This window comes from Spiribacter halobius (genome assembly GCF_020883455.1).
GTDB classification, from domain to species: Bacteria; Pseudomonadota; Gammaproteobacteria; order Nitrococcales; family Nitrococcaceae; genus Sediminicurvatus; species Sediminicurvatus halobius.
In genome coordinates, this window is sequence record NZ_CP086615.1 from 941,659 (window position 1) to 964,098 (window position 22,440).

Genomic DNA, 22,440 nt, shown 5'->3' on the forward strand with positions numbered 1-22,440 from the left:
TCGATGACGCGCAAACAGGAACGCAATCTGCTGGTGGGCCTCGACATTGGCACCTCGAAGGTGGTCGCCATCGTCGGCGAGATGCAGTCCACCGGCGACGTCGAGGTGATCGGCATCGGCTCGCACCCCTCGCGTGGCCTGAAGAAGGGGGTGGTGGTCAACATCGAGTCCACGGTGCAGTCGATCCAGCGCGCGGTGGAGGAGGCCGAGCTCATGGCCGGCTGCCAGATCCACTCGGTGTATGCGGGCATCGCCGGCAGCCACGTGCGCTCGCTGAACAGCCACGGCATCGTCGCCATCCGCGACAAGGAGGTGACCCAGAGCGACGTCGACCGGGTGATCGACGCCGCCCGCGCCGTGGCCATCCCGGCGGACCAGAAGATCCTCCACATCCTGCCGCAGGAATTCATCATCGACAGCCAGGAGGGCGTGCGCGAGCCGGTGGGGATGTCCGGCGTGCGCCTCGAGGCCAAGGTGCACATGGTCACCGGGGCAGTGAGCGCAGCCCAGAACATCATCAAGTGCGTGCGCCGCTGTGGGCTCGAGGTGGACGACGTCATCCTCGAGCAGCTCGCCTCGAGCCATGCCGTGCTCACCGACGACGAGAAGGAGCTCGGCGTCTGCCTGGTGGACATCGGCGGCGGCACCACGGACATCGCCGTGTTCACTGACGGCGCGATTCGCCACACCGCGGTGATCCCCATCGCTGGCGATCAGGTCACCAACGACATCGCCGTGGCCCTGCGCACGCCCACCCAGCACGCGGAAGAGATCAAGGTGCGCTACGCCTGCGCGCTGTCCCAGCTCGCCGGCGCCGAGGAGACCATCGAGGTGCCCTCGGTGGGGGACCGGCCGCCGCGGCGGCTCTCGCGCCAGACCCTGGCCGAGGTGGTGGAGCCCCGCTACGAGGAGCTGATGACCCTGGTACAGGCGGAGCTGCGGCGCAGCGGCTTCGAGGACCTGATCGCCGCCGGCATCGTGCTTACCGGCGGCAGCGCCAAGATGGAGGGCGCCATCGACCTCGCCGAGGAGGTCTTCCACATGCCCGTGCGGCTGGGCCTGCCCCAGCACATGACCGGGCTCACCGACGTGGTCCGCAACCCGATCTACGCCACCGGCGTCGGGCTGCTGCATTTCGGCCATCGCCACCGCGGCCAGATGAGCGCGGAGCTGGCCAACCCGGAGGGCGGCTTCGCCGCGCTCTGGTCGCGCATGAAGAGCTGGTTTCAGGGAAATTTCTGAACGGACTTAAGGGCAACAACGCCGGTGCGGCACCGGCGACGATCGCACGCAGAGTGTCACAGGAGGCGCAGCAATGTTCGAACTAATGGACTCCTTCAGCCAGAACGCCGTGATCAAGGTCATCGGCGTCGGCGGTGGCGGCGGCAACGCCGTCCAGCACATGGTCTCGGCGGACGTGGAGGGCGTGGACTTCATCTGCGCCAACACCGACGCCCAGGCCCTCAAGAACAGCTCGGCGCGCACCGCGCTCCAGCTCGGCTCCGGCATCACCAAGGGGCTCGGCGCCGGTGCCAACCCGGAGGTGGGCCGCGACGCCGCCGAGCAGGATCGGGAGCGCATCGCGGAGGTGCTCGAGGGCGCCGACATGGTGTTCATCACCGCCGGCATGGGTGGCGGCACCGGTACCGGCGCGGCGCCGGTGGTGGCGCAGATCGCCAAGGAGATGGGCATCCTCACGGTGGCCGTGGTCACCAAGCCGTTCCCGTTCGAGGGTGCCAAGCGCATGAGCGTGGCCAAGGAGGGGATCCGTGAGCTGTCCCGTCACGTGGACTCGCTGATCACCATCCCCAACGAGAAGCTGCTCTCGGTGCTCGGCAAGGAGCTGACGCTGCTGAACGCCTTCAAGAGCGCCAACGACGTGCTTCTGGGGGCGGTCAAGGGCATTGCCGAGCTGATCACCCGCCCGGGGCTGATCAACGTCGACTTCGCCGACGTGCGCACCGTGATGTCCGAAATGGGCATGGCGGTCATGGGCTCAGGCCAGGCCAGCGGCGAGGGCCGCGCCCGCGAGGCCGCGGAGCGGGCCATCGCCTGCCCCCTGCTGGAGGACGCCAACATTGCCGGCGCCCACGGCATCCTGGTGAACGTCACCGCAGGGCTGGATCTGTCCATCGGCGAGTTCGACGAGGTGGGCAACGCGGTCAAGGAGTTTGCCTCGGACGACGCCACCGTCGTCGTGGGCACGGTGATCGACCCCGAGCTGGAGAACGAGCTGCGGGTGACCGTGGTCGCCACCGGCCTCGGCATGCCGCAGTCGGCGCAGGAGCCGGTGGCCCCGGCCCAGACGGTGGCCCGCAAGGCGAGCGGGGAAGTGGACTACGGGCAGCTGGAGCGGCCGACGGTGATCCGCAAGAAGGCTGCCAACGACCGCCATCCGGTGCAGGGCGAGGGCGACATGGACTACCTCGACATCCCCGCGTTCCTGCGGCGCCAGGCGGACTGAGGCTGGCGCCGCGGCCGCAGGTGCGGTGCATCGCTCCGACGAACGGGGCGATGCTGCACGCGGGCGGTGTTGCAGTGCAATGACAGGGAGATGCGCATTTGGTTACACTGCGCAACTTAATTGTCGCCGGTCCGGACGCTTCCAGCACGTGCATGGTGCGCGCTAGGCTATCGGGTTTGGTGGCGCGTGCCGGTCAGGGAAACAGTGCCGATGATCCGACAAAGAACCCTTAAGAACAGCATCCGGGCCACCGGCGTCGGCCTGCATACGGGGGTCAAGGTGTACCTCACCCTGCGCCCGGCTGCCCCGAACACCGGTATCCGCTTCTGTCGCGTGGACCTGCCCGAGCCGGTGGAGATACCGGCCCATCCGGAGAACGTGGGCGACACCGTGCTCTCCACCTGCCTGGTGAAGGACGGCGTTCGCGTCGCCACGGTGGAGCATCTGCTCTCCGCCATGGCGGGGCTCGGCATCGACAACGCCTATGTGGACCTCTCGGCCCCCGAAGTGCCGATCATGGACGGCAGCGCCGGACCGTTCGTGTTCCTGATCCGCTCCGCGGGCATCCTCGAGCAGGAGGCGCCGAAGCGCTTCGTGCGCATCCTCGAGCCGCTGCGCGTGGATGGCGAGGACGGCAAATGGGTCAGCTTCGAGCCCTACGAGGGCTTCAAGGTGGGCTACACGCTGGAGTTCGACCACCCGGTGTTCAAATCCGGCTCGCGCAGCGCCGAGGTGGACTTCTCCTCGACTTCCTTCGTCAAGGAGGTGAGCCGCGCGCGGACCTTCGGCTTCATGCGCGACATCGAGCACCTGCGCCAGAACAACCTGGCCCTTGGCGGCAGCCTGGACAACGCCATCGTGGTGGATGACTACCGCATCCTGAACGAGGACGGCCTGCGCTACCACGACGAGTTCGCCAAGCACAAGATTCTCGACGCCATTGGCGACCTCTACCAGCTCAATCGCAGCGTCATCGGCGCCTTCCACGGCCACAAGTCGGGCCACGAGATGAACAACCGGCTCCTGCGCGCCATGCTCCAGCGGGACAGCGCCTGGGAGGAGGTCACCTTCGAGGACACCGAGAACGTCCCCATCGCCTTCGACCGCCCGGTGCCGGTGGCCTGACCGGGCGCGAGGTCCTCCGCTGGGACTAACCGCAAAGACGCGAAGGGCGCAAAGGTTCACGCAGAGGAATTGGCTTTCTTTGCGAATCCTTCGCGCCCTTTGCGCCTTTGCGGTTAGCCCAACCAGCGCTCGGTAACCCTGCTAGCTATCCTCGTGTCGCGAGCGGGAGGCCAGGCGAAGCAGGGCGGAGCGGAGCTGCGGGTTGTCGGTGGCGGCGGCGGCCTCGCGGAGGTTGTCGCGGGCGGACGCGGTGAGCTCCCGGGGCTCGCGCTTGCGGGCGAGGCGCGGCGGCTCCACGCTGATCCGGCAGCGGGTTGGCCGGTGCCCGGTGGCGCGGGCGGCGGCCTCCAGCAGGGCCCGCTGGTGGTAGCGCAGCTGGGAGGCCCATACCGGGCCTTCCGCCACCAGCACCACGGCCTCCTCATCCACCCCGGCGAGCTGCCAGTGCCCGCGCAGGCGGGCCGGCAGGGCGGCCTGCAGGCGACGCTGCAGGGTGGCGAGTGAGCGCGCCCGCTCGGCGATGCTGCCGAGCGTGCTGCGGTCACCGCGGAGGATGCCCCGTACCGCGCGGGGACGCGAACGGCGTGCGCTGCTCATCGGGCTCCTGAATTCGGCCGAGCATTTACGCTATAGTACCGCGTCGCCCGACGGCCCGTCCGTGACCGGGCGGGTCGTCATTTCGCCGCAACCCAATCCGGACCCCTCCATGCTGAGCGCGATCGCGAAGAAGGTATTCGGCAGCCGCAACGAGCGTGTCGTCAAACGTATGCGGCGCGATGTCGAGCGCATCAACGCCCTCGAGCCCGAGATCGAGTCTCTCGACGATGCCGCCCTGCGGGCGAAGACGGACGAGTTCCGGGAGCGCCTGGCTGCTGGCGCCAGGCCAGACGATCTCCTGCACGAGGCCTTCGCCGTGGTGCGCGAGGCCTCCCGCCGCACCCTCGGCATGCGCCATTTCGACGTCCAGCTCATCGGCGGCATGGTGCTTCACCACGGCAAGATCGCCGAGATGAAGACGGGCGAGGGCAAGACCCTGGTGGCGACCCTCGCCGCCTATCTGAACGCTCTCTCCGGCGAGGGTGTGCACGTGGTGACCGTCAACGATTACCTGGCCCGCCGCGACGCCGAGTGGATGGGGCGGGTCTACCGCTTCCTTGGGCTCGAGGTGGGCGTGGTGGTGCCCGGGATGGACGGCGAGGCGAAGCGCGCCGCCTACCAGGCCGACATCACCTACGGCACCAACAACGAGTTCGGCTTCGACTACCTGCGGGACAACATGGCCCTGCGCGCCGAGGACCGGATGCAGCGGGCCCGGCACTTCGCCATCGTCGACGAGGTGGATTCCATCCTCATCGACGAGGCCCGCACGCCGCTGATCATCTCCGGCAAGGCCGAGCAGTCCAGCGAGCTCTACCAGCAGATGAACCGGCTCGTCCCCCACCTCACCCGCCAGGAGGAAGAGGACGGCCCCGGGGACTATTACCTGGACGAGAAGGCGCGCCAGGCCTTCCTCACCGAGGAGGGGCAGGAGAGCGCGGAGCGCCTGCTCAAGGAGGCGGGGCTGCTGAAGCCCGAGGAGAGCCTCTACGACGCCCGCAACATCGCCATGGTGCACCATCTCAACGCCGCGCTGCGGGCGCACACGCTGTTCCAGCGCGACGTGCACTACCTGGTACGGGACGGGCAGATCGTCATCGTCGATGAGTTCACCGGCCGGGCCATGCCCGGCCGGCGCTGGTCCGAGGGCCTGCATCAGGCCATCGAGGCCAAGGAAGGGGTCGAGATCCAGGCCGAGAATCAGACCCTCGCCTCGATCACCTTCCAGAACTTCTTCCGCATGTACGACAAGCTCTCGGGCATGACCGGCACCGCCGATACCGAGGCCTACGAGTTCCAGCACATCTACGGGCTCGAGGTGGTGGTCATTCCCACCCACATGCCCATGGTCCGGGAGGACCACCACGACCTGGTTTTCCTGAACCAGGAGGACAAGTACAAGGCCATCGTCGACGACATCAAGGACTGCCACGAGCGAGGCCAGCCGGTGCTGGTGGGCACCACCTCCATCGAGAGCTCGGAGCTGCTCTCCAACGCCCTGCGCAAGGCGAAGATCCCGCACGAGGTGCTGAACGCCAAGCAGCACGAGCGCGAGGCCGGCATCATCGTCCAGGCCGGCCAGCCGGGGGCCGTCACCATCGCCACCAACATGGCCGGTCGCGGCACCGACATCGTCCTCGGCGGCAACCTGGACGCCGAGCTTGCGGCGCTGGGGGACGATCCGGATCCGGCCGAGGTGGAGCGCGTCAAGGCCGACTGGCAGCAGCGCCACGATCGGGTGATCGAGGCCGGCGGCCTGCACGTCATCGGTACCGAGCGCCACGAGTCCCGCCGGATCGACAACCAGCTGCGCGGCCGCTCCGGCCGCCAGGGCGACCCGGGCTCGACGCGCTTCTACCTGTCCCTGGATGACAGCCTGCTGCGCATCTTCGCCTCCGAGCGCGTGTCCTCGCTGATGCAGCGCCTTGGCATGCAGGAGGGCGAGGCCATCGAGAGCGGCATGGTCTCGCGGGTGATCGAGAACGCCCAGCGCAAGGTGGAGGCGCACAACTTCGACATCCGCAAGCACCTGCTGGACTTCGACGACGTCGCCAACGACCAGCGGCGGGTGATTTACGCCCAGCGCAACGAGCTGCTGGAGAGCGAGGACATCTCCGGCACCGTCGTCGCCATGCGGGACGACGTTCTCGAGGGCGTCATCGACGAGTACATCCCCCCCGGGAGCATCGACGAGCAGTGGGACGTCGCCGGGCTGGAGGAGGCGCTGGCGGGGCAGTTCGGCGTGCGCCTGCCGGTGCAGGAATGGCTCGACCAGGACGATCGTCTGGATGAGGAGGGGCTGCGCGAGCGCCTCAGCGAGGCCATCGCCGAGCGCTACGCGGCCAAGGAGCAGGAAGTCCAGGCCATCGGCGTGGACATGCGCCAGGTGGAGAAGAGCTTCCTGCTGCAGGTGCTGGACAATCAGTGGAAGGAGCACCTGGCGGCCATGGACTACATGCGCCAGGGCATCGGCCTGCGCGGCATGGCTCAGCGCAACCCCAAGCAGGAGTTCAAGAAAGAGGCCTTCCAGATGTTCCAGGAGATGCTGGAGGGCATCAAGCGCGAGACCGTCCGCATCCTCTACAACGTCCAGGTGCGCAGCCCCGAGGACGCTAGGGCCGCGGACGAGCAGCGCGCCGCCGAGCGTGAGCGGGCGCTGCGCTTCCAGCACGAGCAGAGCGACGCCCTCGGCCAGGCGAGCGCCGCCCAGGGGGGCGGCGCGGCCGCCGCCGGCGGCGGCGACGACCGCCAGCCCTACGTCCGCGGCGAGCGCAAGGTCGGGCGCAACGAGCCCTGCCCCTGCGGTTCCGGCCGCAAGTACAAGCACTGCCACGGCCGTCTCGACGGCTGAGCAGGCACCTGATGGCCGTCGGTGACGATCCCCTGCCGCTGCTGCGTCCGGTGCCCGGCGTGCGCCTCGGCGCCGCCGAGGCGGGCATCCGCAAGCCCGGCCGCCCCGACCTCGTCGTGCTCGAGCTCGCCGCCGGCAGCGAGGTGGCCGCCGCGTTCACCCGCAACCGCTTTCGCGCTGCGCCGGTGCGCCTTGCCGAGCACCATCTTGCCGTGGACGAGCCGCGCTACCTGCTCATCAACACCGGTAACGCCAACGCCGGCACCGGCCGCGAGGGCGAGCGGGCCGCGACGGAGACCTGCGGGATGCTGGCGGCCCTCGCCGGCTGCCGCCCGCAACAGGTGTTGCCCTTCTCCACGGGCGTGATCGGCGAGTCACTGCCCGTGACGCCCTTCCGGCGCGCCCTGCCGGGCCTCCTCGGGGAGCTTGCCGAGGACCGCTGGGCCGAGGCCGCCACCGGCATCCTCACCACCGACACCCGGCCGAAGGGCGCGAGCCGCAGCCTCGAGGTGGACGGCAGGACGGTGACGCTCACCGGGATCGCCAAGGGCGCCGGCATGATCCGACCCGACATGGCGACCATGCTCGCCTTCATCGCCACCGACGCCGCCTTCGAGCCGGGGCTGGCGCGGCGCCTCCTGCGCGAGGCGGTGGCAGGCAGCTTCAATCGCATCACCGTGGACGGCGACACCTCCACCAACGATGCCTGCGCCCTGGCGGCCACCGGGGCCTCCGGGGCGCGCCTGCGCTCGGACAGCCCCGAGCTCGCCGCCTACCGTGATGCCCTGCAGGGCCTTTGCGGCGATCTCGCCCGGGCCATCGTGCGTGACGGCGAAGGGGCAACCCGGATGGTGAGCATTGGCGTGACCGGTGCCGCCAGCGAGGCGGAGGCCGAGCGCGTCGGCTTCACCGTGGCCGAGTCGCCCCTGGTGAAGACCGCCGTGTTCGCCGGCGATCCGAACTGGGGCCGCATCCTCGCCGCCGTCGGCCGCGCCGGCATCGACGACCTCGACGTCGAGCGCGTGCGCATCCACCTCGACGACTACCTCATCGCCGAGCACGGCGGCCGCGCCGCCACCTACGAGGAACACGAGGCCGCCACCCGCATGGCCGGCGAGGAGGTCACCATCGGCATCGACCTCGGCCGGGGCGCCGCGGCGGCCACGGTATGGACCTGCGACCTGTCCTATGAGTATGTGCGGATCAATGCCGAGTACCGCTCGTAGCGAGCGGTACTCGAGTTGCAAGTGGCAAGATGCAAGTTGCAAGTTGTGACCGGCGATCGGTGAGGGGGAAGCCGGAGCGAGTGCTGGCCCAGGTCGAGCGTGGTGACGCGCTTTGCCGGAAGAGACTTGTAACTTGAACTTGCCACTTGATACTCCGCCCTCGAAGGGGGCGGTCTCAGTCGCCGCCGGCGTCCTCCGCGACCGGCAGGGCCGCGTGCTGGTGACCCGCCGGGCCGACCATCGCCATCAGGGTGGGCTCTGGGAATTTCCCGGCGGCAAGATCGAGCCCGGGGAGAGCGTCGAGGCGGCGCTGGCGCGGGAGCTGGCCGAGGAGCTCGGCATCCGGGTGCAGGCGAGCCGGCCCCTGATCCGGGTGCCGTACCGCTATCCGGACAAGCAGGTGTGCCTCGAGGTCCACGAGGTGACGCAATTCGAGGGCGAGCCGCAGGGCCTGGAAGGGCAGCCCCTGCGCTGGCTGCCCACGGCGGCGCTCGAGGCGGGCCTCTTTCCGGCCGCCAACCGGCCGATCATCACGGCCGTGCGCCTGCCGGGTGTCTACGTCATCTCCCCCGACGCCGACGATCCGCAGCGCTGGCTGGCGGCGCTGGAGGCCACGCTCGCCCGGGGTGCACGGCTGCTGCAGATGCGGGTGCGCGGTGCGCCGGGCGAGCGCCGCCCGCTGGCCGAGCAGGCCCTTGACCGCACCCGTGCCGCTGGCGCGAAGCTGCTCATCAACGGCGACCCGCCGCTTGCCGCGGCGCTGGGAGCCGACGGCGTCCACCTGACCGCACGCCAGCTCGCGGAGTGCGACTCCCGCCCCCTGCCCACCCCGCACCTCGTGGCCGCGTCCTGTCACGATCCCGCCGAGCTGGCACGTGCGGCGCGGCTCGGCATCGATTTCGCCGTCCTGGGCCCGGTGGCCGCCACCGCCAGCCACCCCGACGCCGACCCCCTCGGCTGGGAGCGCTTCGCCGCCTGGACCGCCGATGCCCCTCTGCCGGTCTACGCCCTCGGCGGCCTGAGCCCCGCCGACCGCGACACGGCCCGCGCCCAAGGCGCCCAGGGCGTCGCCGGCATCCGCGCCTTCTGGGGGCCCGACACAGGCGATGCTCATCTTCCCAGGTAGGTCGGCATCCGCCGCAGGCGGACGCCGACATCCCACGGCCGCGACGCTTGCAGCATGTCGCGGGCATGGGCAGCGGTAGTTCAGGGTCGAGCGTGACCGCTGAGGTGGACGCAGCCGTGGTGCCCAGGGCGGGGAGTGCCCCCCTCTCCCGGGACACGCCGTGAATCCGTCCCTGGAGGCTCCACTGCGGCATCCCTGCCGCAGAGGGTCCCGGGAGAGGCAGCCACTCCCCGCCCACCACCCACCCGGCCAGCTTCAGCGTGGGCGACTGATCCGCCTCTGCCACGAACCTTGCCGCGGTAAACTCCCTCGCGGATGAACCTCGGTGCGTTCGGGGCGGAGCCTGGTGGCCGCTTCCGGGACCGTAGGCGACAGGGATGTCGCCTTCGAGCCTACACGGATGTATTTACGGCGTGTCCCGGAAGCGGCCACCAGGCTCCGCCCTGGGCACGGGTCGAGCGGTTGCCTGCCGGGGTCGCGGATGAGGACGGATGAGGAATGTCGGCGTCCGCCTTTGGCGGATGCCGACCTACCGGGGATCGTCCTCTTCCCGCCACTCCGAATCCAGCGTGGTCTCGTCGGCGGGTTCACCGGGAATGCGGTGGCGCTCGTCGAGCCATTCGCCGAGATCGATGAGCTTGCAGCGGCGGGAGCAGAAGGGGCGGTAGCGGGCGGCGTCGGTCCACTCGACCGGCGTGCCGCAGGTCGGGCAGTGCACGGTGGTCATGGTTACACCACGCAGCGTTCGAGGATGAACTCCACGTCGCCCTCCACCTGGCGCGGGCGTTCGCCGGCCTCCGGCTGCTCCAGGAAGCGGATGGTGCAGAAATGCTTGCTGCCGCTGATCTCCGGGAAGCAGGTGGCGTCCCGCGGGAGGGAGACACGCAGCATCTGGTACGGCGTGGCCCGGTCCAGGGTGCCCTGGTAGCCGCCGCCACGGGCCACCTCCGTCACCGGATCGGCGCTGTCCCGGAGCAGGCGCAGGATCAGCCGGGTGCCCTCGCGCAGGATCTGGAAGCCGCTGAACCAGCGTTCCAGGTGGGCGCGGCGCTCGCTGTGCGGCGCCTGCAGCCAGAGATGGTATCCCGGCAGGTCGAAGGCGCAGGTGCCGCCGAGTATCCCCGAGCGCTGGATGATGGCGCCGAGGAACTCGTTGTCCTTGACGAAGCCCGGGATGCCCGGAGGCGCCTCGCGCAGGCGCTCGTTCACCGAGCGGCATTCGTTGAGCACGGGCTCCAGCCGCCGGCCATCCACCCCCGGGCGCTCCTGCAGGCTCTCCAGGGTGGTGACCAGGCGCTCCAGCTCCTTCTGGATCTCCGAGCGCAGGTCGCCGCGGGAGAGCAGGGAGACCAGGTCCACCAGGGCGTTGACCGCCATCCGGCTGTGCCACTCGCTCTCGCCCGCGGTGCCGAACTCGCCCTGGGCGAACAGGTACTCCAGGCGCAACAGCGTGCGTATCCGCTCGTTCAGCGGATGCTCGAAGAGGATGCGGTCTTCCCGGTCCGGCGTGTCCGCCATCAGGAGCTGCTCAATGCCTATGATGATCTCCCATTGTCACCCAGGATCACGAGGAACCCAACTGGCCTAACCGGAAAGTCTCCGATAGCGCTGGTCCAGCGCCGCGACGGCGGCCTCCAGGGCGGCGCGATCGCCGTCGTTCTCGATGACGTCATCCGCCGCGGCGAGCCGGTCAGCCCGCGTGGCCTGACGGGCGAGGACGGCATCCGCGGCGTCGCGATCGATGCCGTCGCGGGCCATCAGCCGCTGTCGCTGGGTAGCGACGGCGGCGTCCACCACCAGTACCCGGTCCACGAGGTGCTGCCAGCCTTTCTCCACCAGCAGCGGCACCACCAGGATCGCATAGGGGCCCGTGGCCGCGGCCAGCCGCTCCCGGGCCAGGGCCTCTATCCGCGGATGGGTGATGGCCTCGAGGCGGGCGAGCGCCGCCGCGTCGGCGAACACCCGCTGGCGCAGGCGGGCGCGATCGAGGGTGCCATCGGCGGCGAGGACATCCTTGCCGAAGGCGTCGACGACCTCGGCAAGGCCGGCGGTGCCCGGGGCCACCACCTCGCGTGCCAGCTCATCGGTGTCCACCACCGGCACCCCGCGGCGGGCGAAGGCCTCGGCGGCGGCGGTTTTGCCGCTGGCGATGCCGCCGGTCAACCCCACCACCAGCACCATCACTCAGCGGAGCCCCGAGAAGCCGAGGTAGGCATCGATCAGCGGCTCACCCCAGAGCAGGGCGATCCAGCCGGCGGCGGCGAGGTAGGGGCCGAAGGGGATGGGCTGATCGCGATGGCGGCCGAGGCCGAGGATCATCCCCACCCCCACCAGCGCCCCCACGAGGGATGACAGCAGAATCACCAGCGGCAGCTGGCTCCAGCCGAGCCATGCGCCAAGCAGCGCCAGCAGCTTGAAGTCGCCGTGGCCCATGCCCTCCTTGCCGGTGAGCAGGCGGAAGCCGTGGTAGACGAGCCACAGGGTCAGATAGCCCGCGGCGGCGCCAACGATGGCGGTGGCCGGGGCCACGAACACGCCGCCGACGCTGAGCAGCAGTCCGAGCCACAGCCCCGGCAGCGTCAGCGAGTCCGGCAGCAGCTGGTGGTCCAGGTCGATGACGGTGAGGGCGATCAGCAGCCAGGTGAGCACCAGCGCCGCGAGCCCCGCCGGGGTGGCGCCGAAGTGCAGGATCACCACCACCGAGAGCAGCGCAGTGACCGCCTCGATCAGCGGGTAGCGGGCGCTGATGCGCGCGCCGCAGTCACGGCAGCGCCCGCGCAGCAGCAGCCAGCCGAGCAGCGGGATGTTGTCCCAGGGGCGGATGGCGTGACCGCAGGCGGGGCAGCGGGAGCCGGGGTGGACGAGGCTTACCGCCTCGCCTTCGGGGGGCGGGGCACCGGTGAGCTCGGCGCACTGGGCCTGCCAGTCGCGCTCCATCATCACCGGCAGGCGCAGGATGACCACGTTCAGGAAGCTGCCCACCAGCAGTCCCAGGACGGCGGTCGCCACGGCGAGCAGCAGCGGATCGGCAGCCAGGATGTCGAGCAGGCCCATGCGGACTCCTCTGCGGCCCGCGCACAGCGCGGGCCGGGGCACCGCCCGGCGTCAGACCACCGAGCCGAGCTTGAAGATCGGCAGGTACATGGCGATGACCAGGCCGCCCACGAGCACGCCGAGCACCGCCATGATCAACGGCTCCAGCAGGCTGCTCAGGCTGTCGATGGCGTTGTCCACCTCCTCCTCGTAGAAGTCGGCGACCTTGGCAAGCATGGCGTCGAGGGAACCGGCCTCCTCGCCGATGGCGATCATCTGCACCACCATGTGCGGGAAGAGCTTGGTCTGCTCCACCGACCACTGCAGCTGCTGGCCGGTGGCGACCTCGTCCTGCATGCCCCGCACGGCCTCGCCGTACACGGCGTTGCCCGTGGCGCCGGCTACCGAGCCCAGCGCCTCCACCAGCGGCACGCCGGCGGCGAACATGGTGGAGAGGGTGCGGGCGAAGCGGGCAATGGCCGCCTTGCGCAGGATGCTGCCCACCACCGGGATGCGCAGGGCCACCCGGTCGAGAAAGTGAGCGAAGCGCCGGGAGCGTTTCTTCGCCTCTAGGAAGAGCACCACCCCGCCGATCAGCCCGCCGAAGATCGCCCACCACCAGGCGCGGAAGAAGTCCGAGAGATTCAGCACCATCCGGGTGAAGGCCGGCAGGTCGGCGCCGAAGCCGCGGAACAGGCTCTCGAACTGCGGCACGACGAAGATCAGCAGGATGGCCGTTACCGCGAACGCCACCACCAGCACGGCGGTGGGGTAGAACAGGGCCTTGCGGATCTTCTTCTTGATCGACTCGGTTTTTTCCTTGTAGGTCGCGATCTTGTCCAGCAGCGTGTCCAGCACGCCCGCCTGCTCGCCGGCGTTGACCAGGTTGCAGACCAGCTCGTCAAAGTAGAGCGGATGCTTGCCGAGGGCCTCGGAGAGCGCGGTGCCGGACTCGACGTCGTCCTTGATCGCCATCACCAGCTTGCGCATGGACGGGTTCTCGTGGCCCCGTCCGATGATGTCGAAGGCCTGCACCAGCGGCACGCCGGAGTTCAGCATGGTGGAGAGCTGGCGGGTGAACACGGCGATGTCGCCGGGGGTGATCTTCTTGCTGCGCTTGCCCTCGAGCAGCTGCGAGAGGCTCGACTTGCGGCGGATCTTCTGCGCGGCGATGCCCTGCTGGCGCAGCGTCAGGCGCAGCCGGGACGGATTCTCCGCCTGGCTGTCGCCCTTGACCTTGCGACCCTGACGGTCGACGCCCTCCCAGGTGAAGCTTGCGAGCTTCGCTGCTTTCTCGGCCATACCTAGCCCAACCTCAGTCCACGGTCACGCGGTTGATCTCCTCCAGGCTCGTCACACCCTGGCGGACCTTCATCAGCCCGGAGGTGCGCAGGTCCCGGATCCCTTCCTTCTCCGCCTGTTCGGCGATCTGCATGGCGTTGCCGCCCTCGAGGATCAGCCGCTCGGTGGCCTCGCTCACCGGCATCACCTGATAGATGCCGACGCGGCCCTTGTAGCCGTTGGTGCACTGGTCGCAGCCCTTGGCGGTGTAGACGGTGAGGTCATCCAGCTCGTCCTCGCGGAAACCCTCCTTCAGCAGGGCCTCGCGCGGGATGTCCACCGGCTCCTTGCAGTGCTTGCACAGCCGCCGCGCCAGGCGCTGGGCGATGATGAGGTTCACCGAGGAGGCGATGTTGTAGGGCGGCACGCCCATGTTGGCGAGTCGCGTCAGCGTCTGCGGCGCATCGTTGGTGTGCAGGGTGGAGAGCACCAGATGGCCGGTCTGAGCGGCCTTCACCGCGATCTCCGCGGTCTCCAGGTCGCGGATCTCACCCACCATGATGATGTCCGGATCCTGGCGCAGGAAGGCACGCAGGGCGGTGGGGAAGGTGAGCCCCGCCTTGAGGTTCACGTGCACCTGGTTGATGCCGGTGACGTTGATCTCCACCGGATCCTCGACCGTCGAGATGTTGCGGTCGGCGGTGTTGAGGATGTTGAGCGCGGTGTAGAGCGAGACCGTCTTGCCGGAGCCGGTGGGGCCGGTCACCAGCACCATCCCGTAGGGCCGGTGGATGGCCTCCATGAACAGCGCCTTCTGGTCCTCCTCGTAGCCGAGCTGGTCGATGCCCATCTGGGCCGTGCTCGGATCGAGGATACGCAGCACGATCTTCTCGCCGTAGATCGTCGGCAGCGTGTTGACGCGGAACTCGATGGCCCTGCGCCGGGAGATGTTCATCTTGATGCGCCCGTCCTGGGGCACCCGACGCTCGGCGATGTCCATGCGCGCCATGACCTTGATGCGCGCGGACATGCGCAGGGCGAGGCCGATGGGCGGCGCGGCCACCTCCCGCAGCACGCCGTCCTGACGGAAGCGCACCCGGTATTCCTTTTCGTAGGGCTCGAAGTGGATGTCCGAGGCGCCCTTGTTGATGGCGTCCAGCAGCACCTTGTTGATGAAGCGCACGACCGGCGCGTCGTCCTCGTCGCCGGAGGCTCCGGCGTCGTCCTCGCTGCGCTCCTCGCCGCCGCTGACGTCCAGGTTCTCCAGGTCCTGGTCCAGGTCCATGTCCGAGAAGGCCGCACCGCTGTCTTCCAGCGCCTTCTCGATGACGGTGCCGAGCTTGTCGTCCTCCACCAGTACCGGGTCGGTGCTGAGCCCGGTGTGGAACTTGAACTCGTCCAGGGCCTCGAGGTTGGTGGGGTCGGAGACGGCGACGAACAGGCGCTTGCCGCGCTTGACCAGGGGCAGCGCGCGGTGGTGGCGGATCAGGCGCTCGCTGACCAGGGATACCGAGGCGTGGGAGAGGTCCAGGGCGGCGAGGTCGAATACCGGCACGCCGAACTCGGCCGCGGCGGAGCCCGCCACTGCCGCTGCCGGCACGAGCTTCTGTTCGACCAGATAGGTGACGAACGACTGCTTCGCCGTGCGCGCGTCTTCCAGCGCCTGGCGTGCATCGTCCTCGCTGATCAGTCCATCCCGCGCCAGCCGGCCGGCAAGGCCGCCGAGCCTGACGGAAGGGTTCGCCGTCGCCATGAGTGGAGTATCCCCCTTTGCACTGCGCTTGGGCCTTCAGGCCGCGCAGGCGCCCCGTTCCGGCTCCGTCGGCCCGCCCCGCGACCTGCAGCCGGTCACTATACGACAGGCAGTTCGGGCTTCGGAACGCGGACCCTGGGGACCGATGGCACCACGCGCACGACGGACGGTCCGTGCCTCAGTTCGCAAATCCGGCGTGTGCCCGCCGCTCAGGCCCCCTCCTGCGGGGCGCTGGCGAAAATCGCCTCCGGCGCCTGCATGAAGTAGCCCTGGATATAGGCCACACCCGCCTGCCAGAGCACGGAGAGATTGGCCGCGTCCTGTACCAGACAGGCGATGGTGCGGATGTCCCGGTCGGCGGCGCTGCGGGCGATCTCCCGCACGCGCTCCACCCGTTCCGGATGCTGGACGAGCTCGTCGGTCAGCCGGTGGGAGAGCTTGAGGAAGTCGAAGGCCGGGCCCTGCAGGGTCTGCTCCGCGGGCTCCAGGCTGTCGTCGTAGTGCTCCACCGCGAGCCTGCAGCCGAGCCGCCGCAGCGCCTGCATCGCGGCCTGCGATCGCTCGCGCCGGGCGCACAGGGTGGGGTGGGAGAGCTGCAGCACCAGGCGGGCGGGTGCCACGCCATGCGCCTCCATGCGCTCCCCCAGCCAGGCGGTGAGCTCCGGGTCCTCCAGGCTCTCCGGAAACAGCTTCACGAACAGGGTCGGGCCGTCGGTGTCGTGGGTGGCCAGCACCTCCAGCGCCCGCTCGAGTACGCCGCGGTCCAGCGCCGGCGCATGGCCGCCCTCGCGCACAGTGCGCACGAAGTCCGCCGGCAGGGCATCGCCGCCGCCGTCGGCGAGGCGCACGAAGACCTCGAAGAAGCTCCCGGGATGGCCGCTAAGGCTCGAGATCGGCTGATAGACCAGGCGCAGCGCATCGTCCTCCAGGGCCCGGCGGATGCGCCGCTCCAGAGCCCGGTCCACCGGCCCCTGGGCGTTGCCGCCGTCGTCGGCGCCGGAGAACAGCGTCTCCGGCAGGGGCAGCGCACCGTCGATCACTGCGTGCCCGACCCGAAGGCCGGGCAGCTCGGCACCGGCCGCCTCGCGCACCGCCCGCACCTGGCGGGCAAGCGCGGCCTCGTCCGCCGCCGTCAGTGCCGCCGCTGTTCGCTCGCCGAGCACGACCGTCGCGGCGAGCGCCGGCAGTCGCGCCCGCAGCAGGTCGAGCCCGGCAGCCAGCGTTGCCTCGTCGGTATCCAGGGCAATGACCGCAGGCACCTCGCCCACGGCGGCCGCCCGTTCGCGCAGGGAAGCGGCCGCAACCGCCGCCGGTGCCGGCGGGAGGCCGCCGCTGGCCAGATCATGGCGGGCCGCGAGCGCGGCCACGGCACGCCGCCGGCCGAGGGCCGCGGCGCGCTGGACCAGGGTGAGGGCGGGCGTATCCCCGACGGGGCGCACCTCGGCGCCGGCGAGGCCGGGTGTCTGCTCGATCAGCCGTGCCAGCCGCCGGGCGATGCCGGTGCGCAGCAGGACAAGCTCGGGCGCGCTCGCAACAAGTTCGCCAAGCAGTGCATCGCCCACCCGTAGGACGCGTACCTTGCCGCCTGCCTCCTCCAGCCGCTCGGCCAGTGCGTCGTCGTCCCCGCGATCGGTGACCAGGGCGATCGTGGGTGCCCCGGCGTTGAGCAACGTCCAGACCAGATCGCGCAGGACGCCGACGGGCAGTCCGGGGTCGAGCACGGCATCGACACCGGCCTCACTGGCCGTCAGCGCGAGGTTGAGGTCCGTCTGCGGTACCCGTGCCACCAGGCAGGGCGCCCCTGGCAGCCCGGCCAGGTGTGCGGCAGCGGCCTCGTTCCAGTCCGCCACAATGGCGGCCGGCGCCTGGGCGCGTGCGGCGTTGGCAAGCACGGAGCAGCTGGCGAAACCGCGCGCGCGCAGGCCGAAGGTGCGCAGACCCGTCACCAGGCGCTGTCCGTCCGCGGCGTCGCCGGTGCAGACGTACACGGGGTGTGCAGCCGTCATTGCGGCATCCTTGTAGCTCGTGCTGGTGCTGTGCTGTCCCGAGGGCTATCGGCGCCCCTTGGGGTCGCTTGAGGGCGGGGCGTGTATCAGGGGGGGTTGGGCGCGGCCGGACCGGCCGATACGGCCGGCGGCGGGCGCCGCCGGCCGGGGCGCGCTCAGCGGTTGACCTGATCCTTGAAGGCCTTGCCGGGCCGGAAGGCCGGCACCTTGCTGGCGGCGATGCGGATGCTCTCGCCCGTCTGTGGATTGCGCCCGGTGCGGGCGGCACGCTCGCTGCGGGTGAAACGGCCGAAGCCCGTGATGCTGACATCGGTGCCGTCCGCCACCGTGTCCTGAATGGTGTCGAACAGTGCGTCGACCACCTCCGAAACCGTCTTGCGGGTCACCCCATCCGTGTTGTCGCGCACGGCGTCGATCAGCTGGCTCTTATTCATGACAGGCTTCATCTCGCGTCTCCCTTCAGCGCTAGTGCAGGCAGGTATGGGGATCGCCGGGCCGCACCCGGCCGGTCCTGACGCGGCAGTTGAGCAGACTCGGGAGCGGCGTGTCCAGGAGCGCCCGCGGCGCACCGCGCCGCGGGCGAGGTCATGGGCGAGTTCAAAGTTGCAAGTTCAAAGTTCAAAGGGGGAGGGCGCCGGAGTCGTCGACAACCTTTGTCTTTTTAATTCCGACGCTTAAGACTGATTGCGTGCAGGCCGGCGGCGATCCCCTCGGCCTTGGTGTCGCCACCCGACGTCAGAAGGTGCTGCTTCCGAACTTTGGACTTGAAACTTTGAACTTGAAACTAAAAATCCCGCGCCGGAGGCGCGGGATTTTTGACTGGTCGGGGTGACTGGATTCGAACCAGCGACTCCTGCCTCCCGAAGACAGTGCTCTACCAAGCTGAGCTACACCCCGGAAACTCCCGGCGGCCACTGGTCGGGGCTCAGTGGTCGCGGCTGATGGCGAAGTCGGCGAGCGTCTCGAGGGCGTTGCGGAACTCGCCTTCGGGCAGCTCGCGCAGGGCCTCGCGGGCCTTCCCGGCCTCTGCCTCAGCGAGGGCGCGAGTATAGGGAATCGCCCCCGCGCGCGCAATGGCCTCGCGAACGGCGGCGATGTCGTCGCGACCCCCCTGCTCGATGACGCGGCGCAGCAGTGCCCGGGTGTCCTCGTCGGTGGTGGCGAGGGTGCGGATGAGCGGCAGCGTCGGCTTGCCCTCGGCGAGGTCGTCGCCCAGGTTCTTGCCGATGTGCTGCGGGTCGCCGTCGTAGTCGAGGGCGTCGTCGATGAGCTGGAAGGCGTTGCCAAGGTGGCGGCCATAGGCCGCCGTGGCATCGGCGAGGGCACCATCCCCCGGTGCCGCGAGATGGGCGCCGAGCCGGCAGCCGGCCTCGAACAGCGCCGCGGTCTTGCGGTAGATCACCTCGCGGTAGCGCGCCTCGGTGACATCCGGGTCGTGCACATGCAGCAGCTGGAGCACCTCGCCTTCGGCGATGGTGTTGGTGGTGCGCGAGAACACCTCCATGACGTGCATGTCCTGCAGCTCCACCATCATCTGGAACGAGCGCGTATAGAGGAAGTCGCCCACCAGGACGCTCGCCTCGTTGCCCCAGATCTGGTTTGCGGTCTCCCGCCCGCGGCGCACCTCGGAGTCGTCCACCACGTCGTCGTGCAGCAGGGTGGCGGTATGGATGAGCTCGACAATGGCAGCCAGCAGGGCGTGGTCGTCGCGCTCGCCGGCCAGCCCCGCGGCACGCGCGGTGAGCACCACCACCAGCGGGCGCAGGCGCTTGCCGCCGCCGCCGATGATGTAGTTGCCGAGCTGATTGATCAGGGAGACGTCGGAGCGCAGGCGCGCGCGGATGAGCTGGTCCACCGTCGCCATGTCGTCGGCGACGAGGGCGCGGAGCGGTGCGAGGTCCATCGCGGCTGATCCGATCGGTAGGTGGCTGGCGCGCCGGCGCGGCAGCGCCGGGCGTGGACTGGGCAGGCTAGGCGGGGCGTGTGAGGGTGTCAAGCGCGGCGCTCCGCGGTGGCCGTTGACGCCCGTCGGGCAGCGGGCTATCCTTCGCGCCCTTGTCGAGACCGCGCCTGTCCGCCCCGGATGGGGCGCGGGCACGAGCCAAACCCGTTGGAGAATACGAGATGTACGCGGTGATCAGGTCGGGGGGCAAGCAGTATCGCGTCGCCGAGGGCGACGTCCTCCGCGTGGAGAAGCTGGACGCCGAGGCCGGTGCCACGGTCGAGTTCGACCAGGTGCTGCTGGTCGCCGGGGACGGCGACGTCAAGGTCGGCACCCCGCTGCTCGACGGCGGGCGCGTCTCCGCCGAGGTGCTCGCGCAGGGCCGTGGTCGCAAGATCGAGGTGGTCAAGTTCAAGCGGCGCAAGGACTACCAGCGGCACTACGGTCACCGCCAGCACTACACCGAAGTCAAGATCACCGGCATCCAGGCCGGCTGAGTTCCGGAGGTCAGCAAGGCATGGCACACAAGAAGGCAGGCGGCAGCACCCGTAACGGGCGCGACTCGCATTCCAAGCGCCTCGGCGTGAAGCGCTTCGGCGGCCAGCAGGTGCTCGCGGGCAATATCCTGGTGCGCCAGCGCGGGACGCACTTCCATGCCGGCGAGAACGTGGGCATCGGCAACGACCACACCCTGTTCGCGAAAGTGAACGGCCAGGTGGTCTTCGCCCGCAAGGGCCCGCACAAGCGGCGCTTCGTGAGCGTGCAGCCCGCCGGCTGAGCACATCCCGCGAAGCGCACCGAAGCCCCGCCCTCGAGCGGGGTTTTTTGATTCCGCTACAGCGGAGCGCCCTGCGATGAAATTCGTAGATGAAGCGACCATCAAGGTCGCCGCCGGGGACGGCGGCAACGGCTGCGTGAGCTTTCGCCGGGAGAAGTACGTCCCGCGCGGAGGGCCGGACGGCGGCGATGGTGGCCATGGCGGCAGTGTCTGGCTGGTGGCGGACGAGGGGCTGAATACCCTGGCCGACTTCCGGCACGCCCGCTTCTACGCCGCCGAGCGTGGCGCCAACGGTCAGGGCCGGCAGATGACCGGGCGCAGCGGCGAGGATGTGCTGGTCGCCGTGCCCATCGGCACCACCGTGTTCGACGTCGAGACCGGCGAGCGCATCGGCGACCTGACCCGGAACGGCGAGCGGCTGCTGGTGGCCGAGGGCGGCCGCGGCGGTCTTGGCAATATCCACTTCAAGAGCTCCACCAATCGCGCGCCGCGCCAGTCCGTGCCCGGCACCGAGGGCGAGCGTCGCGGCCTGCGCCTGGAGCTGCGGGTGCTCGCCGACGTCGGCCTGTTGGGCCTGCCCAATGCCGGCAAGTCCACGCTGCTGCGGGCGGTGTCCGCGGCGCGGCCGCGGGTCGCGGACTATCCCTTCACCACGCTGCATCCCGGCCTCGGGGTGGTGAGCGTCAGCGAGGGGCGCAGCTTCGTCATGGCCGACATCCCCGGGCTGATCGAGGGTGCCGCTGAAGGGGCAGGGCTCGGGGTGCGCTTTCTCAAGCACCTGGCGCGCACGCGGCTGCTGCTGCATCTGGTGGATACCGCCCGGCTCTACGAGGACGCCGATCCGGCCGAGGACGCGCGCTCGGTGGTCCGCGAGCTCGAGCGCTACAGCGCCGAGCTCGCCGCCCGCGAGCGCTGGCTGGTGCTGAACAAGGCGGATCTCTTCCCGGCCGACGAGCGCGAGCGCGTCGCCGCCGACATCCGTGCCCGCCTCGGCTGGGACGGGCCGCTCCACTTTATCTCCGCGGAGACCGGCGAGGGCACGCGTGCGCTGAGCCAGGCGGTGATGAACAGGCTCGAGGCGATGGCGGAGCAGGCGCGGGAGGAGGCCGGCCATGGCCGTGACTGAGGGCGGCCGGCGCCGCTGGGTGGTGAAGGTTGGCAGCGCGCTGGTGACCGCCGGCGGCCGCGGACTGGACCACGAGCGCATCGGCAGCTGGGTGGAGCAGGTGGTGGCCGCGCGCCGCCGCGGCACCGATGTGGTGCTCGTCTCCTCGGGCTCGGTGGCCGAGGGCGTCAAGCGGCTCGGCTGGCGGCGCCGACCGAGCGAGCTGCACCAGCTGCAGGCGGCGGCGGCCGTCGGCCAGATGGGTCTGGTGCAGGCCTACGAGTCGGCGTTCCAGCGCTTCGGCCTGCACACCGCGCAGATCCTGCTCACCCACGAGGACCTGGCCGACCGCCGGCGCTACCTGAATGCCCGCGGCACCCTGCGGGCCCTGCTGGAGATGGGCGTGGTGCCGGTGGTCAACGAGAACGACACCATCGCCACCGACGAGATCCGCTTTGGCGACAACGACACCCTGGCGGCCCTGGTCAGCAACCTGGTGGAGGCGGACCTGCTGCTGATCCTCACAGATCAGGAGGGCCTGTACGACGCCGATCCGCGCCAGCACCCCGACGCCCGCCTCATCCAGGAGGCCCGCGCGGATGATCCGCGACTGCTGGCCATGTGCTCCGAGGCCCCCGGCGTGCTCGGCAGTGGCGGCATGCGGGCCAAGGTGCAGGCGGCGGTGCGGGCGGCGCGCTCCGGGGCGACGACGGTGATCGCCTCAGGGCGCGGGGACGATACCCTCGCGCGCGTTGGCGCGGGCGAGGCGGTGGGTACCCGGCTCACCCCGGCGCGGGAGCGCATTGCCGCCCGCAAGCAGTGGCTCGCCGGGCAGCTGCAGGTGCGGGGGCGGCTGCGGGTGGACGCCGGCGCCGCGCGGGTGCTGCGGGAGGCCGGGCGCAGCCTGCTGCCGGTGGGGGTCACCGCGGTGGAGGGGCGCTTCCGGCGCGGCGAGATGGTGTCCTGTGTCGACCCGGAAGGGCGCGAGGTGGCACGCGGGCTGGTCAATTACGACGCCGACGAGGCGGCACGCCTGTGCGGCGTGCCGAGCCAGCGCATCGAGGCCGTGCTCGGCTACGTCTCCGAGCCGGAGCTGGTGCACCGGGACAATCTGGTGGTGCTGGAATGACCGCCGGCGCGCGCTCCGCGCCGA

At 70.1% G+C, this 22,440-nt stretch carries 20 protein-coding genes and 1 tRNA gene; 10 read left to right on the plus strand and 11 right to left on the minus strand.

Annotated elements, in window-relative coordinates:
- Positions 1-3 precede the first annotated feature (3 nt).
- The 3 genes from ftsA (at position 4) to lpxC (ending at position 3,589) form a co-directional block, all read left to right on the plus strand.
- Positions 4-1,242 carry a cell division protein FtsA gene (gene ftsA / locus LMH63_RS04330; protein ID WP_109675935.1) on the plus strand — a complete coding sequence of 413 codons (1,239 nt, stop codon included), beginning with the start codon at positions 4-6 and terminating at the stop codon, positions 1,240-1,242.
- A gap of 73 nt (positions 1,243-1,315) precedes the next feature.
- Positions 1,316-2,464, plus strand: a complete 1,149-nt coding sequence (ftsZ, locus tag LMH63_RS04335) for a cell division protein FtsZ (RefSeq protein WP_109675932.1) — start codon at positions 1,316-1,318, stop codon at positions 2,462-2,464.
- A 210-nt stretch (positions 2,465-2,674) separates the two neighbouring features.
- Positions 2,675-3,589, plus strand: a complete 915-nt coding sequence (gene lpxC, locus LMH63_RS04340) for a UDP-3-O-acyl-N-acetylglucosamine deacetylase (protein ID WP_109675930.1) — start codon at positions 2,675-2,677, stop codon at positions 3,587-3,589.
- 141 nt (positions 3,590-3,730) lie between these two features.
- Here the strand turns inward: lpxC and LMH63_RS04345 are convergent, their stop codons facing one another.
- Complete coding sequence (locus LMH63_RS04345) at positions 3,731-4,186, minus strand: DciA family protein (RefSeq protein WP_109675928.1); 456 nt, start codon at positions 4,184-4,186, stop codon at positions 3,731-3,733.
- Between the two features lie 109 nt (positions 4,187-4,295).
- Between LMH63_RS04345 and secA the strand changes: the two genes are divergently transcribed.
- From secA to LMH63_RS04360, 3 genes are all read left to right on the plus strand, one after another.
- Positions 4,296-7,037, plus strand: coding sequence for a preprotein translocase subunit SecA (gene secA, locus LMH63_RS04350; RefSeq protein WP_109675926.1), 2,742 nt, complete (start codon positions 4,296-4,298; stop codon positions 7,035-7,037).
- An 11-nt stretch (positions 7,038-7,048) separates the two neighbouring features.
- A complete protein-coding gene (argJ, locus tag LMH63_RS04355) occupies positions 7,049-8,263 on the plus strand; it encodes a bifunctional glutamate N-acetyltransferase/amino-acid acetyltransferase ArgJ (protein ID WP_109675924.1) in 1,215 nt (404 codons plus the stop codon).
- Between the two features lie 133 nt (positions 8,264-8,396).
- Positions 8,397-9,389, plus strand: a complete 993-nt coding sequence (locus LMH63_RS04360; RefSeq protein ID WP_229332725.1) for a Nudix family hydrolase — start codon at positions 8,397-8,399, stop codon at positions 9,387-9,389.
- A 529-nt stretch (positions 9,390-9,918) separates the two neighbouring features.
- Here the strand turns inward: LMH63_RS04360 and yacG are convergent.
- From yacG to LMH63_RS04410, 10 genes are all read right to left on the minus strand, one after another.
- Positions 9,919-10,116, minus strand: a complete 198-nt coding sequence (gene yacG, locus LMH63_RS04365; RefSeq protein WP_109675922.1) for a DNA gyrase inhibitor YacG — start codon at positions 10,114-10,116, stop codon at positions 9,919-9,921.
- A gap of 2 nt (positions 10,117-10,118) precedes the next feature.
- Positions 10,119-10,907 carry a cell division protein ZapD gene (gene zapD, locus LMH63_RS04370; RefSeq protein ID WP_109675920.1) on the minus strand — a complete coding sequence of 263 codons (789 nt, stop codon included), beginning with the start codon at positions 10,905-10,907 and terminating at the stop codon, positions 10,119-10,121.
- Positions 10,908-10,973: 66 nt separating this feature from the next.
- Positions 10,974-11,570: a dephospho-CoA kinase gene (gene coaE, locus LMH63_RS04375; protein ID WP_109675918.1), complete on the minus strand. Its 597-nt coding sequence runs from the start codon at positions 11,568-11,570 to the stop codon at positions 10,974-10,976.
- A 3-nt stretch (positions 11,571-11,573) separates the two neighbouring features.
- Positions 11,574-12,443 carry a prepilin peptidase gene (locus LMH63_RS04380; RefSeq protein WP_109675916.1) on the minus strand — a complete coding sequence of 290 codons (870 nt, stop codon included), beginning with the start codon at positions 12,441-12,443 and terminating at the stop codon, positions 11,574-11,576.
- A 51-nt stretch (positions 12,444-12,494) separates the two neighbouring features.
- Complete coding sequence (locus LMH63_RS04385) at positions 12,495-13,724, minus strand: type II secretion system F family protein (RefSeq protein WP_109675914.1); 1,230 nt, start codon at positions 13,722-13,724, stop codon at positions 12,495-12,497.
- Positions 13,725-13,737: 13 nt separating this feature from the next.
- Positions 13,738-15,456, minus strand: coding sequence for a type IV-A pilus assembly ATPase PilB (pilB, locus tag LMH63_RS04390; RefSeq protein WP_109675912.1), 1,719 nt, complete (start codon positions 15,454-15,456; stop codon positions 13,738-13,740).
- A gap of 209 nt (positions 15,457-15,665) precedes the next feature.
- On the minus strand, positions 15,666-17,462 hold the full coding sequence (locus LMH63_RS04395; RefSeq protein ID WP_109675910.1) for an EAL domain-containing protein: 1,797 nt from the start codon (positions 17,460-17,462) through the stop codon (positions 15,666-15,668).
- 155 nt (positions 17,463-17,617) lie between these two features.
- The gene (locus tag LMH63_RS04400) at positions 17,618-17,896 is read right to left on the minus strand and encodes an HU family DNA-binding protein (protein ID WP_109676149.1); all 279 of its coding nucleotides are present in this window, start codon (positions 17,894-17,896) and stop codon (positions 17,618-17,620) included.
- Between the two features lie 386 nt (positions 17,897-18,282).
- Positions 18,283-18,359: transfer RNA gene (locus LMH63_RS04405), tRNA-Pro, on the minus strand.
- 28 nt (positions 18,360-18,387) lie between these two features.
- On the minus strand, positions 18,388-19,365 hold the full coding sequence (locus LMH63_RS04410; protein WP_109675908.1) for a polyprenyl synthetase family protein: 978 nt from the start codon (positions 19,363-19,365) through the stop codon (positions 18,388-18,390).
- Positions 19,366-19,586: 221 nt separating this feature from the next.
- Between LMH63_RS04410 and rplU the strand changes: the two genes are divergently transcribed.
- From rplU to proB, 4 genes are all read left to right on the plus strand, one after another.
- Positions 19,587-19,901, plus strand: a complete 315-nt coding sequence (gene rplU, locus LMH63_RS04415; RefSeq protein WP_109675906.1) for a 50S ribosomal protein L21 — start codon at positions 19,587-19,589, stop codon at positions 19,899-19,901.
- Between the two features lie 20 nt (positions 19,902-19,921).
- On the plus strand, positions 19,922-20,182 hold the full coding sequence (gene rpmA / locus LMH63_RS04420; protein WP_109675904.1) for a 50S ribosomal protein L27: 261 nt from the start codon (positions 19,922-19,924) through the stop codon (positions 20,180-20,182).
- A gap of 76 nt (positions 20,183-20,258) precedes the next feature.
- Complete coding sequence (gene cgtA / locus LMH63_RS04425) at positions 20,259-21,308, plus strand: Obg family GTPase CgtA (protein WP_109675902.1); 1,050 nt, start codon at positions 20,259-20,261, stop codon at positions 21,306-21,308.
- Complete coding sequence (gene proB / locus LMH63_RS04430; RefSeq protein WP_109675900.1) at positions 21,295-22,416, plus strand: glutamate 5-kinase; 1,122 nt, start codon at positions 21,295-21,297, stop codon at positions 22,414-22,416. Before cgtA ends, proB begins: the two co-directional genes overlap by 14 nt.
- Positions 22,417-22,440: the final 24 nt, after the last annotated feature.